This window comes from Actinophytocola sp. (assembly GCF_036555685.1).
In the GTDB taxonomy this organism is placed as follows: domain Bacteria; phylum Actinomycetota; class Actinomycetes; order Mycobacteriales; family Pseudonocardiaceae; genus Actinophytocola.
Genome location: NZ_DATBKY010000273.1, coordinates 55,143 through 68,064, shown reverse-complemented (window position 1 = coordinate 68,064; position 12,922 = coordinate 55,143). Strand labels below are relative to the sequence as shown.

General features: G+C 67.7%; 10 protein-coding genes. 5 read left to right on the top strand and 5 right to left on the bottom strand.

The features are described 5' to 3' along the window. A partial coding sequence (locus VH969_RS28025; protein ID WP_331979587.1) for an epoxide hydrolase family protein occupies positions 1-610 on the bottom strand: 610 nt, incomplete at its 3' end. Between the two features lie 190 nt (positions 611-800). Between VH969_RS28025 and VH969_RS28020 the strand changes: the two genes are divergently transcribed. Then, on the top strand, positions 801-1,376 hold the full coding sequence (locus VH969_RS28020; RefSeq protein ID WP_331979585.1) for a CGNR zinc finger domain-containing protein: 576 nt from the start codon (positions 801-803) through the stop codon (positions 1,374-1,376). Positions 1,377-1,580: 204 nt separating this feature from the next. On the opposite strand, the gene VH969_RS28015 is transcribed toward VH969_RS28020, so the two are convergent. From VH969_RS28015 to VH969_RS28000, 4 genes are read right to left on the bottom strand one after another with little or no spacing between them, the layout of a single operon-like run. Then, positions 1,581-2,039 (bottom strand): hypothetical protein, encoded by a 459-nt coding sequence (locus tag VH969_RS28015; protein WP_331979583.1) that lies wholly within the window; start codon positions 2,037-2,039, stop codon positions 1,581-1,583. Further along, positions 2,023-3,204: a flavin-containing monooxygenase gene (locus tag VH969_RS28010; RefSeq protein ID WP_331979581.1), complete on the bottom strand. Its 1,182-nt coding sequence runs from the start codon at positions 3,202-3,204 to the stop codon at positions 2,023-2,025. Before VH969_RS28010 ends, VH969_RS28015 begins: the two co-directional genes overlap by 17 nt. After that, positions 3,114-4,730 (bottom strand): multicopper oxidase domain-containing protein, encoded by a 1,617-nt coding sequence (locus tag VH969_RS28005; RefSeq protein WP_331979579.1) that lies wholly within the window; start codon positions 4,728-4,730, stop codon positions 3,114-3,116. Before VH969_RS28005 ends, VH969_RS28010 begins: the two co-directional genes overlap by 91 nt. Positions 4,731-4,771: 41 nt before the next feature. Next, positions 4,772-6,064 (bottom strand): alpha/beta fold hydrolase, encoded by a 1,293-nt coding sequence (locus VH969_RS28000; protein WP_331979577.1) that lies wholly within the window; start codon positions 6,062-6,064, stop codon positions 4,772-4,774. 317 nt (positions 6,065-6,381) lie between these two features. Between VH969_RS28000 and VH969_RS27995 the strand changes: the two genes are divergently transcribed. From VH969_RS27995 to qcrB, 4 genes are all read left to right on the top strand, one after another. Continuing rightward, positions 6,382-9,642, top strand: coding sequence for an AfsR/SARP family transcriptional regulator (locus VH969_RS27995; protein ID WP_331979575.1), 3,261 nt, complete (start codon positions 6,382-6,384; stop codon positions 9,640-9,642). A 134-nt stretch (positions 9,643-9,776) separates the two neighbouring features. Further along, the gene (locus VH969_RS27990) at positions 9,777-10,022 is read left to right on the top strand and encodes a heavy-metal-associated domain-containing protein (RefSeq protein WP_331979573.1); all 246 of its coding nucleotides are present in this window, start codon (positions 9,777-9,779) and stop codon (positions 10,020-10,022) included. 355 nt (positions 10,023-10,377) lie between these two features. Continuing rightward, positions 10,378-11,097, top strand: a complete 720-nt coding sequence (locus tag VH969_RS27985; protein WP_331979570.1) for a hypothetical protein — start codon at positions 10,378-10,380, stop codon at positions 11,095-11,097. Positions 11,098-11,338: 241 nt separating this feature from the next. Further along, positions 11,339-12,874, top strand: coding sequence for a cytochrome bc1 complex cytochrome b subunit (qcrB, locus tag VH969_RS27980; protein ID WP_527249171.1), 1,536 nt, complete (start codon positions 11,339-11,341; stop codon positions 12,872-12,874). Positions 12,875-12,922 lie beyond the last annotated feature (48 nt).

The window sequence follows — 12,922 nt, the reverse complement described above, 5'->3', positions numbered from 1 at the left end:
GAACGTGCTCCGGGAACCTGCCGCCAAGGACCGTGGTGATCACACCTCCCCAGTCGCCGCCCTGGGCTACGAACCTGCTGTAGCCGAGCCTGCCCATCAGTTCCACCCAGGCGGCCGCGATCTTCTCGATTCCCCACCCGGTGACGGCCGGCTTGTCGCTGTAACCAAAGCCCGGCAACGACGGGACCACGACGTGGAACGCCGGCGCGTCCGCATCTTTCGGATCGGCCAGCTCGTCTACTACGTAGACGAACTCAGCAATGCTGCCTAGCCAGCCGTGCGTCACGATCAGCGGAGTGGCATCAGCGCGCGCGGATCGGCGATGCAGGAAGTGGATTCCGAGATCATCAATGGTCGTGCGGAACTGGCCGATCCGGTTGAGGCGCGCTTCGAACGACCGCCAGTCGTACCCGGTGCGCCAGTAGTTCACGACATCGACGAGGTCAGCAAGAGGAACGCCCTGTTCCCATCGGCGAGGGCCGGGCGCGGCCCGGCACACCGTCTCAGCCTCCGGCAGCCGCGCCGCGGCCAGCCGCGCGCGCAGGTCATCGAGGTCAGCGTCGGTTGCGTGGGCTTCGAATGCTTGCACGTCGCTGGTCAGACGGTTCATGAGCGGTCCCCTCCGGGGTGAGCCGACGCGGTGACGAGGACACGATCAATGCCGGCCGCAGCGTCGGTGACGAACCAGTGTCTGGCCATGAGACCTCCTGATCATCGTTAGGAGCGTGGACCCTGTCGGAACCGGCTAAGACGGTTCTAGCATGTCTCGATGTCAGCGCGCAACCAGCTAAGGTGGTTCCATGAGTGCTCGGTTTCCTGGCTTCCGTCTCGGTAACGTGCTGGCGACCAGCTTCACGGGGACCCTGACGGAGCGTCATGGCAACGCTGTGGAGCGCATCCCCACGCCGAACCGACTGATCGACTGGCTGGCCGTGAACGGCCTCGCCGTGGAGTCCTGCACCACCGCCCAGCACGAACGCGCGTGGGAACTGAGGGAATCAATTCACGCTGCCGCGACAGCGGCCGCAATCCAAGACGCTCTCCCCCCGCCTGCTGTCCAAGTCATCAATGACTGCAGCACTCAGGGTCGGGCCGCAGCCATCCTGACGCCCGAGGGCAATCGACAATGGCGACTCAGCTCGACTTCCCGCGTAGAAGATGCCCTAGGCGTGATAGCCGCCGACGCGATCAGCATCATCGCAGGCGAACGAGACGGAAAATTGGCCCTGTGCGCATCACCAACCTGCCAGGCCGCCTTCTTCGACACCAGCCAAAGCCGCACCCGCCGATGGTGTGACATGAACACGTGCGGGAATCGTCAGAAGAAAGCGCGCTTCAATGCACACCAGCGCACAAACCCAACCCGCCAGCGGTGACAGCCAGTAGCGCGCATGCAGCCGCCACGTGGAGCCGGGGTGGCCACACCAGCCCAGGTCGAACCATCCACCGGTCGGCCTCAGCTTTCCCGTCGTGCGGTTCCTTGCCGCCAAGCGTCCGGCAACCGCCTAGCCGAGGCCTGAACACCGGACGCCACACGCGCCTCCCAACGGGGAACGTGGCCGTGGGAGACAGATCGATCGCTAGGTCAGTTGGACGCCTGCGGTTATCGCGACGGCCAGGATGGTGGCGGCGACCCAGTCGACGACGGCGCAGAATGGCGGCCACCATCGGGTGTCGGCGACGAACTGGGTGTGATGTTGCCAAAGATCCTTCAGGCCGTGGCCGGCCAGTCCGATCACGATGAGCCATGCTGGTCCGGTGACGGCGGTGGCGGCGATGATCACGAAGGCGAACACGACGCCGCATTCGACGGCGATGACCTTCGCGCGTCCGTCGGCCACGCTGAGTCCGATGTAGACCGCTGCGATCAGGGGCAGGCTGAGTGCGTAGACCGTGGTCGGAGTGAGCCACCAGAAGGCGATCGGGGACGCGGCCTGGACCAGGCCTACCACCGCTCCCCACGCGATGGGGGCGCGAAGGTTCTCCAGCGGCGTCCGCGACGCGCCGGTCAGGCGCGACGTGTCAGCGTTGCGCCGCATTGCGAGCTCCTTGGTCGAGGGCGGATTCGATCTTTTGGGCCAGGAATGCCGCGTCGTTTCCGACCCAGCCGAGTAGCGCGGAGCCGCGGGTGTGTTGCCAGGTCATGCCCAGTGTGTAGAGACCTGGGACGGGTGTGATACCGCGGGACTGCCGCAGGTGCCCAAGTTGATCGAGCACGTCCGGGATGTCGATCCAGGAGTTGTCCTTGGTGAACCCGGTGGCCCAGACCACCGCGTCGTACTCGCCGATGTCGCCGTCCGCGAAGGTCACCGATCGCCCGGATGTATCTGTCACTTTGGGACGGAGCCGGATCCCGTGGCGGCGTGCCAGCTGCCGTGGCCCGGCGCCGATCACCTGGTCGCGCCCGGCCAGGCGGCGACCGAGCCGGGAGTCCGCGGTGACTCGGTCCAATCCGAGCCGGGTAGCCCAGGACCAGATGTCGCGGCCCAGCGGTCGTTGCGGAATCGTCGGGATCCGCCGGCCGACCGACAGCTCGACGTGTCGAGTGGCGGAGAGTTCCAGCGCGATCTGGCAGCCGGAGTTCGCGGCGCCGACGACCAGTACCGTTCCCGGCCGCAGCGTGTCGGGATGCCGGTAGTCCACGCTGTGGATCTGGTGGACGTCGGGATCGAGTCGCGCGGCGACCGGTGGGGTGAACGGCACATCGAAGGGTCCGGTGGCGACAACCACCTGCCGGGCCTCGACCATCTGCTGGCCCGCCTTGGCGACGAACACTCCGTCGGGTCGGGTCAACGACGTCACGGGCGTGTTCAGCCGCACCGGCAGCCCGAAGTGGGTCGCGTAGGCCTGTAGGTACCGCGCCACGTCGTCTTTTCCGGGGTAGCCGTCCGCCGACGCCGGGAAGGGCAGGCCCGGCAGGCTGTCGTAGCGGCCCGAGGTGAACAGTCGCAGCGAGTCCCAGCGTGAGCGCCATACATGGCCGATCTCGGTGCCGGCGTCGACGATCTCGAAGCGGCGCCCATGCTGGCTGAGCTGGTAGCCCATGGCCAGGCCGGCCTGCCCGCCTCCGATGACGAGCACATCCAGCGGCGCGCGGTCCGATGACGGGGTGTTCATCGGACCGGCTCCGGCTTGCGGGCCACGTTGAAGCTGAACATCATGCCGCTCTCGGCGTGTTCGGCGATGTGGCAGTGCGCCATCCACAGGCCCGGATTGCTGATGTCGAGCAGGATGTCCACCGTCTGCCCCGCGCGGACCAGCACGGTGTCCTTCCACACCAGGTTCGGCTCCGGCTCGCCGTCGCGGGACAGGATGAGGAAGCGTCCGGCGCCGTGGATGTGGAACGGGTGATGCATAGGGTGATCGGAGTCCATCTCGTTGACCAGCCGGATCTTCACCCGGTCTCCAATGGTGAACGCCCAGTCGATGGCGGCGTTCTCCGCACCTGTCTCCCGGTCGACGAGCTGCCAGATCATGTTGCTCGGGTCGGATGCCCGGTTGATCTGTGGCATCAGGTCCTCCCACTCCAACCCGTCGCCGTGGTCGTGGCCGCCCGGATCATCACCCGACTCGGGCAGGTCCCCCGGTTCGGCCGCGGAGGGCACGAGTTTCATGCCGCACTGCGGGCAGGTCTCCGGCGCCGACGACGTCACGCTCGGGTGCATCGGGCAGGCGTAGGAGGAGGCGGTCTGGTCGTCGGCTCCGTACAGCAGTGGCATGCGGGAGAAGAAGGCGAGCACCTTGTCCGGTGATCGCTCCAGGTCGTGCTGAATCGACCGCCGTTCGGCGGTGAGCTCGGGGTCGATGCGCAGCGTCGGGAACGACGCGGCCGCGTCGCCGCGGCGTGTGGTCGAAGCGACGGTGAACGCGCCGAGGTCGTAGACGTGATCCGGGGTACGGTGCTCGAGCCGCACCTCCCCCTGGGTATCGAACAGCACGTCGAGGACCGCCCGCTCCGACGGTGCCAGCAGTACCTCCTCGACGAACGTCTCCCGCTCGTACCGGCCGCTGTCGCCGCCGACCAGTTTCGTCGACGCGCCGCGAACCGCGAAGTTGAACACCCGGGTGTTCGCGGTGTTGACCAGATAGAGCCGCACGACTTCTCCGACGGCCGCCTCACCAGAGAAGGCGGTCTCGCCGTTGATCAGCAGGACGTTGCCGAACCGGCCCATCGCGGTGAAGTTCGGCCCCGACCGATGGAACGGTGCGATCTGTCCGTCCTCGACGAGCAGGTCGTCGAGCGTCAGGGTGAGCTGCCGATCGACAGCCGGCCAGTAGTCGGGGTCGGTGGGCTCGACGACGATCGTGCCGTAGAGGCCCATCTCCTGCGCGAAGTCTTCTCGGATGTGCGGGTGGTACCAATAGAAGCCGGCGTCGGGGAACTCGAGCTGGCAGCTGTAGCTGCCGCCGACCGGGATCGGTGCTTGGGTCTCGTGGGGAACGCCGTCGTACTGGTTCTCCAGTCGCAGGCCGTGCCAGTGCACGGTCGCCTCGACGTCGCCATCGTTTCGTGTCCGCACGGTGATCCGCGACCCCTGCTCGACGTGCAGGGTGGGGCCCGGTATGGAGCCGTTGTAGGCGAGCATCCGCAACTCGGCGCCATTGAGGTTCTTGCGCACCGGGCAGATCTCGAGGTCGAGGGAGTCACCGGGCAGCAGCGGCATCAGGCGAGGCCTCGTGACCTCCGTCAGCCCGGTGGTGTCGGTCGTAAACAGATTCTGGTCGGTCATCGTTCATCCTTTCCTGGCTGTGGTAACTGGAGGGGAGGACGTCACCGGCTCAGGGGTCGGTCGTTGCGGACCGAGTCCACGACGGCGAGGATGGCGTGGGCGGTTACGGCGGCGTGCTTCTCCTCGATGACGAGGTCCGTGTGGGTGGCGGTGGCGGCGATCTGGTGCATGCTGTTCGTCGACAGCGTCGACGTCCTGTTCTGCTCCGTCATCCAGGAAGCCGGGTGTCCCTGGCCGGCTGTCAGGACGAACAGCGGCTTGTCGGCGAAGTCGCGAAGTGCGGCAGCTTCCTGCATCGAGGCGCCGGCCCGCATGTACTCCTCGACGGTGCTGCGGACCCAGCTCGCCTGCGCGGTGCTGGCCCGTGCCTCGTCTCGGGCGTGCGGCGGAAGCGCCCCGAGGTCCAGCTGACCCAGCAAGCGGGTTGCGCCCAGTCGAGCCGAGAGCGACGCCAGGACGCAGACTCGGTCGGTGAGGTCGGCGCTGCCGTGTTCGGACGAGGGAATGACGGGCTTCGCGGGTTGTCTCGACGCCGTGGAGTCCACGAGGACCAGGCCCGCGACCTCATCGGGGTAGTGCGCGGCGAAGATGCGGACGTACAGACCACCGAACGAGTGCCCTGCCAAGACGTACGGCGCGGCTACGCCTCCGCGATGCAACAAGGTGTGCAGGTCGGTGGCTATCTGTGCGCCGTCCTGCGGGCTGTCGGCCGCCTCGCTCCAGCCACGACCCGCACGGTCGTACACGCACACGCGGGTACTGCGTGCCACGGCCGGTGTGATCCAACCCAGCTGCGAGGACGTTCCGCCGCCGCCGGGTTCGAGGACGACGGTCGGGCTACCCGAGCCCACACAGTTCAGATACAGCTTGTGTCCGCCGACGTCGATCAACCTGCCAGTCACCGGCAAAGCGTTCGAATCCGTCGCCTCTCCCACGGTCTGGTAGCCGCCTCCGACCGCCGACGCCGCAAGGATCGCGAACACCAGGTAGAGCTGGACGCGGCCGCTGCGGCTGCGCATGTCCCTGCGCGTCCGGTGCAGCAGCCAGATCACCAGCAAGAGGAGCGTGGGCGGCCAGACCCAGCTGAGGACCTCACGCACAGGAGAGCCGAAGGCCACGAGCAGGAGCCCGCCGGCGCCCATGAACAGGGCTGGCACGACCGCCCACCGCTGGGGCTGGTCGGTGAACCGCAGCGAAAGCAGCCAGAGCACCGCCCAGCCCAGCGCGAATCCGCACAGGACCGCACCCGTGATGGCGCTTTCCTCGACCGCGACGAACGGGAGGGCGGCGAAGACGAGGGCGGCAGCAAAACCCGTGGCCAACGAGAGCGCCACGATCCAACCCAGGCGACGCGACGAGGGAGGCACACCCCTTGGTCGAGTGTCCGGAGGTACCGCCGGACTGTGGCCGGGCTCCTCGTGGGTGGTGATCGCGCCGGCCATGTCGTCCACTTCCTTGCCATCACGTGACCGAGGCTGGCTCGGCCGGTCTGGATTGATGGGTGGACCCTCCAACGGCGCGCTTGCCCTGCTCTGTCCGGCCCCTGTCCGATGGCGCTGCGGAGAGACGCATCCGACGGGTTGCCGCCGCCCCTGGGGAAGCGCACGCTGGGGCGGTAGCGGAAGGCACCATTTGCCCGGAGGGGGAGTTGGTGAACGATCTGCGCTTCCGCCTGCTCGGGCCGATGGAGATCGTCTGCGAGGGCAGTGCGCTTCCCTTGCCCGGCAGCGCCGAGCGCGCGTTGCTGGCGCAGCTCTTGCTTTCTCCTGGCAGGACCATCCCCACGTCGACGCTCATCGACCGGCTCTGGGCCGGGTCGACCTTGCCGGTCGATCCGACGAACGCACTGCAGATACGGGTCTCGAAACTGCGCCGCAGCCTGAACGCGAACCGAACTCCGGATCTGGTTACCCGCGAAGGTGTCGGCTACCGCGCGAACGTCGACCCGGAAGCCGTGGACGCGATCGACTTCGCCCACCGGATCCGCCGCGCACGTGACGCCACCGCGGCGGTCTCCGGTCAAGACGTCGGTCCCGAAGTCCTCGAGACCAACCTCGCGGCCTACGACGCCGCCCTCGAACTCTGGCGTGGCGAGCCGCTCAGCGACTTCAACACCGAGCAGTGGGCCATCAGCGAGGCCGCACGCCTCAACGCGCTGCGCATCACGGCGCTCACCGAACGCGCGCAGACCGCACTCGCGCTGGGACGTCACCACGAGGTCGTGCACGACCTCGAACCCGTCGTCGGCGACGACCCGGCCCTGGAGTCGTTGACCGGTCTGCTGATGGTGGCTCTCTACCGTGGTGGTCGACAGGCCGACGCACTCGAGGTGTACGCCAGAACCCGCCAGACCCTGGACGAGGAGTTGGGTCTCGAACCATCGGTCACCCTGCGGTCGCTGCAGGAACGGATGCTGCGCCAGGACGAGTCGCTGGGGGCGCAGGCCGAGATGGCCGTGCCCGTGCGCGCCCCGGCATCCGCCCACAGACGCCCCGTGGGACCCGACGGCCCGATGGGGATGCGTGGAGGTGCCGTCCCCGCGGCGCCCACGAACTTACCCACCGTCGTGCGGCCGCTCATCGGGCGTGACGAGGCGCTCGAGTCGCTACGGACTCTCCTGCCCGGCGTCAGGCTGTTGTCCCTCGTCGGGCCGGGTGGTGCCGGCAAGACGTCTCTCGCGCTCACTCTCGCCGTCCACGCGTTGCCGGAATTCCCGGATGGTGTCTTCGGGGTGCGACTGGCGTCGCTGGACACGGCCAATCAGGTTCCCGTCGCGGTCGCCGACGCGCTCGGCATGCCGATGGACGGTGCCGCCGCCGAACGGGATATCCGCCAGCGGCTCTGCAGCTACCTCGCCAACCGGCGGCTGCTGCTCCTTCTCGACAACTGCGAACACGTCGTTGACGCGGCAGCGGGACTGGCCGACGACATCCTGGGCCGCTGCGCCGAAGTCACGATCCTGACCACCAGCCGCGAAGCGCTCGCCGTACCCGACGAGATCCAGTTCAATGTCGGGCCTCTCGCGGCTCCCCCCGAAGACGCGCCCGTGGACCACGTCCTCACCTACCCCGCCGCCCAGCTGTTCGTAGAACGAGCCCGCGCGGCTCGACCGGGGACCGCGTTCGACGAGACCAACATCGTTGCTATCGGCCGAGTCACCCGCGCCCTGGACGGCATGCCGCTCGCCGTCGAGCTGGCCGCGGCGCGTGCGAGCACCATGTCGCCGGTCGAGATCTCGAACCGGCTCGACCACAGGTTCACACTCCTCACCTCCGGCTCGCGGACCGCTGAAGCACGACAGCAGACGCTGCGGGCCACCGTCGACTGGAGCTACGCCCTCCTGAGCGGCGACGAGCAGCGGCTGTTCAATCGGCTTTCGGTGTTTCAGGGCGGGTGGACGATGGATGCCGCCGAAGCCGTCCTCGATGACGCCGATACTCCGGATGGCTTCGTGCTCGACGCTGTCGCCCGCTTGGTCGAACGCTCCATGGTCATCGTCGACCCCGGCGCGCCGACTCGCTACCGGATGCTGGAGACGCTGCGTCAGTACGCCGCTGAGCAGCTCCTCGACAGTGGTGAGGTCGCTTCGGTCGCCGCCCACCACGCCCGCCACTTCCACGACCTCGTGGTCGCCGCCGAGTTCGACCTGCGCGGACCTCGGCAACGTGACGCCCTGCTCCTGTTGCGACGGGAGCAGCCCAACATTCGTGCCGCTCTCAACTGGCTCAGCGGCCCCGACGGAGACCTCGACCAGGCAATGGAAATGGCGGGGTCACTCGCCCTGTTCTGGCACCTCGGCCGTCACCTCGAGGGCCGGGAAGTCCTGCAACGGCTGCTGCCCCTCGGAGGCGGCGAGCAGGCGCGCGCGCATGCGCTGCAGGCCGTCTCGATCGTTGAACGCCCCCGTGGCTGTCTGGTGCACCCGAGCCCGCTGTGCGCCGACACCGCACAGGAAAGTCTCGTCATGTTCGACGCCGAGGATGACCGGTCGCGCGCCGCGCTCTCTCGAGTGCTGCTCGCGGTCGAAGGTGTCACCGGTGCCGATCCGGAACGCTCGCAGGCATTGCTGGCCGAGGCCGAGCAACAGTTCCGCGCCGACAACGACGACTGGGGACTCGGGGTGATCGGGTTCGTCCGCATGGAGACCGCACTCAAGACCGGCCACCTCGACACGGCGATCGCTGTGGGCCGCGCCGCGGCCGCTCGGTTCCGGCGACTCGACGACTACTGGGGACTCTCGGCGATCCTCTACCACCTCGGCTGGGGGCTACGGCAGTTCGGCCGCAACGAGGACGGCGCCCACGAACTCGAGGAAGCGATCGACGTGGCCGCCAGCGCGGGCCTCTACAACACCGTCCAGTGGGCACTGGCCGATCTCGCGCTCGTGCACCTCAACCTGGGTCGGCACGACTTGGCCCGCGATCTTTTCGACCGTGCCGACGCGGCATCAGAACACATCGGCGACGGCGCCGGCACCATCCTTGCCCACTACGGCCACGGGCTCCTCGCCCTGCAGGACGGCGATTTGGATGCAGCCGAACGACGACTCATGCTCGCCAGAGACGGATTCTCACTGTTGAAGACACCCGTCTGGGAGGGCTGGGCGCTCCTGACGCTCGCCCGCTGCCACGAGCTCCGCCATGGACCACGCACGGCTCGCGAGCCATACGAAACGGCGCTGCGCCTGGGAAGGCAGGCCGGTGAACCCGGGCTCACCGCATCGGCACTCGAGGGACTGGCACGCACGTGGGCTCCCGAAGAGCCTGACCAGGCTGCCGCGCTCGACCTAGCGGCATCGCACGTCCGGGACCGGCTCGGCCGGCCGCGTCCCCGCTACCAGGACACCTGGCACACCGGCCAAGCCGACGATTCACCCGCGATCCAACAGCGAGCGCCCCACCCGACCGGGTGACCCCTGCCAGTCCCAAGACGCTCCTGTTCGACATCGCCCTGTCCGCCGACTGCCCGCCCGCCACCGACCCGGGCAAGACAGCGTCAGGACAGCGTCGCCAGTGATGCTCAGAACCCGAGAAGGGAAGTGAGCAGATGACCGAGTTGACCCTGTACGTCGAGGGCATGGGCTGCCGGGATTGCGTGCGCGAAGTGACCGCGCGCCTCAGGGACGTACCAGGCGTGGAGGCCGTGGCAGCAGACCACCGCCGGTCCGTCGTGCTTCTGATCGGTTCGATGAGCCACAGCGATGTCGTAGCCGCGCTGGAAGGGACGCGCTTCCATATCGACCGGATCGACGCTGACAGCATCGAGACAGGGAGCAGACAACAATCGTCGTGACAGTCCCGTCTGTTTCGGGACCGAGTCCTGGTTCTGGCCCACTTTGCGTGATTGACTTGGGTTCTCTCCGGCTGCGGGTGAGCAACTGGATGTCGGCGCGCGTTCGCCGACGATACCGCGATGCGACTCGAGTGGCGGAATGCCCGATATGAGCAGGCTTCTGTAACGCTGAGGCGTCGTCTGGTGACTAATCCGGAGGGTATCTACCCGAGGGCTTCGGCGCCGGCCCCGGCGTAGGAGCTCGATGTTTGTTGCCACCGACACAACGGAAGCAGAGGCGATCATGAATCGCGCTGGACGACGCTTGGTCCAAGGATTGGCGGTCATCACCGGGCTCGTAGCGACTCTTGTGGCCATGCCCGGGACCGGGCAGGCGTGGAGTTATGGCTTCAACCGGGTGCAGACCGCGGCCGAGGACTCCGCCGCATCCACCGGCTACGGACCTGGCTGGGTCGGACTGAGCTACAAGAGCAACGGCCCCATCGTCGGCTACCTCTTCGCCAAGGACTTCCGATTCGCCAACGGCACCGTCAAGACCGCGTTCGACCACATGGACATCCGCGGCACCCGCGACTACACGGGCGGGCACCCCACGATCACTCGATGGCCCTGGGGCTACGCACACGGCTCGTTCGGTGGCTGCGCCTATGCCTACGGCACCTCGAAGTTCGCCATCGTCAGTTCGAACTACTCCTCCGCCAGTTGCGCCAGCGGACCATCGGCAGGCCCGGACGGCACCTGGTGGCACAGCGAATCGGTCTTCTGCACCGCCAATTCAACCGATTACCTGTGCAGCCCGGCCGGCGTGTGGAGCGAGGGCAAGCCCGCCGGCAACACCGGCCCGAAACCGGTCACGTCGAAGGGCTGCACCGCCTACGGCAACATCGGCGCTCCCGGGGCCTACGGCAGCGGCACTCCTGCGCCAACCCACGTACTGGGATCGGTGCCTGCGGGCCAGAGCATGAGCCTGCGCTACGTCACCCGTAACCGCCAGTGGGTCATGGCCATGTGGAACAGCGGAAGCTTCACCGCGGGCATCCGCTGGGCGTTCTTCCCCCGCTCCTGCGTCCAGTAACGGACCAGCCGGCGGCGGTCGAGCCAGACCGCCGCCGGACGGCGGTGCCGTGCGTCAGGTCCATCACCAACGGCAGCGCCGACACTGCCAGGGTTATCTCCACGAGCACATCTACCGGCGCACTTCCGGGCGAAATCGTCCGGTTCGGCCACGTCGGGCCGCACCGACCCGCCAGGGCATGGCGCTGTGACCGGCATCCCATCGCCAACGTGTCACATTGCGGTCCCCCTGCCCCGTCGCCATGGTGACCGATCGTTCCGCGAGGAAGGTGTCCGTGATGGCAGGCGATCCTCCCCGGCGACCCCTGGACCAGCCGGACCAGCACTTCGCTATGGCCGCACGTCTGCGTCGGCGCGTCAACCAGGTCTTCCCCACCCACTGGACGCAACTGATCGCCGGTATCACGGCGGCCAGCCTGGTGGTGCTGATCCTGACGGGCGTGTACCTGGCGCTGTATTTCGACCCGTCGATGGCCGGCACCAGGTACGACGGTCCATTCGACAACCTGCGCGGCATGGACATGACACGCGCCTACGCCAGCGTGCTCCACATCGCCTTCGAGGTTCGCGGCGGACTACTGATCCGGCAGATCCACAACTGGGCGGCATCGCTGTTCCTCGCCTCGCTACTGGTGAACCTCTGCGTAGCATTCTTCACCGGCGGGTTCCGCCGACCACGCCGTCTACTATGGACAGTAACGGTGCTGCTTCTGGTCACCGGAGTCTTCGCGGCCTTCACCGGAGTGCTGCTGACCGGCGACCTGCTCTCCGACACCAGCCTGCGGATGATCTCCGGTTACGTACTGTCGGTACCGGTGGTCGGTACCTGGCTGCACTGGACGGTGTTCGGCGGCGAGTTTCCCGGTACCGAGATCATCCCTCGCCTCTACGCGGTGCACCTGGCACTGACCGCGATCCTGATCGGGCTGCTGGTGCTGCGCACCACTCTGCAGCGTCGCATCGGGCCGGCCCAGTTCCGCGGACACCGGCGGACCGAACACAACATCGTCGGCGTCCGGTTGATGCCCGGCTTCGCGCCACGGCTGGCGACCGCATTCCTGGCCACTATCGGCGTGCTCGCCCTCATGGGCGGGTTGTTCCAGGTCAACCCCAGCTGGAACTACGGCCCGGGCAACCCGGCACACGTGTCGGCGGGCTCGGCAGCGCCGTGGTACTTCGGCTGGGTCGACGGCGCGGTACGGCTGTTCCCGGCGTGGGAGATCCACCTCGGCGACTACGTGATACCGCCGTCGTTCTGGCCGTCAATGGTGTTCCTACCGCTGAGCTTCCTGGCACTGGCGCTGTACCCGAGACTCGAGCAACGCTTCACCCGCGACGACGCTCCGCACAACCTGCTGCAGCGACCTCGCGACGTGCCACAGCGAACCGCGCTCGGCGTGGCGGTGCTGGCCTTCTACGGCTGTCTGCAACTCGCCGCCGCCATCGACGTGCTCGCGTTCCGCTTCGACCTCTCGGCGGACACGATGCTCTGGACCGCCCGGGTCGCGGTGGTGGTATTGCCGCCGCTCGCCTTCGCCGCGACCTACCGGCTCTGCCTCGGACTGCGGCTGCACGACCGCCAGATTCTCGAGCACGGCATCCCGACCGGAGTCATCAAACGACTGCCACACGGCGAGTTCGTCGACGTGCGCCAGCCCCTCGGCGGCCCGATCACGCTCGAATACCGCGGCATCCCGGTACCGAAGAAGGCCAACAAGGTCGGCGCCGCCGGCCGCCCGGTCGCCGGCTCCCTGCACCGCCCGGATCCACCCGACTGAGCCAAGCCCGAACCAGCTCCCAAGTCCCACCCGACCACTCGTGCGGAT

Excerpts from the sequence above, each read along its gene's own strand:
- VH969_RS28020 (WP_331979585.1), top strand. The coding sequence starts at position 801 with ATGAGTGCTCGGTTTCCTGGCTTCCGTCTCGGTAACGTGCTGGCGACC.
- VH969_RS28015 (WP_331979583.1), bottom strand. The coding sequence starts at position 2,039 with ATGCGGCGCAACGCTGACACGTCGCGCCTGACCGGCGCGTCGCGGACG.
- VH969_RS28005 (WP_331979579.1), bottom strand. The coding sequence starts at position 4,730 with ATGACCGACCAGAATCTGTTTACGACCGACACCACCGGGCTGACGGAG.
- VH969_RS27990 (WP_331979573.1), top strand. The coding sequence starts at position 9,777 with ATGACCGAGTTGACCCTGTACGTCGAGGGCATGGGCTGCCGGGATTGC.
- VH969_RS27985 (WP_331979570.1), top strand. The coding sequence starts at position 10,378 with ATGCCCGGGACCGGGCAGGCGTGGAGTTATGGCTTCAACCGGGTGCAG.
- qcrB (WP_527249171.1), top strand. The coding sequence starts at position 11,339 with ATGGTGACCGATCGTTCCGCGAGGAAGGTGTCCGTGATGGCAGGCGAT.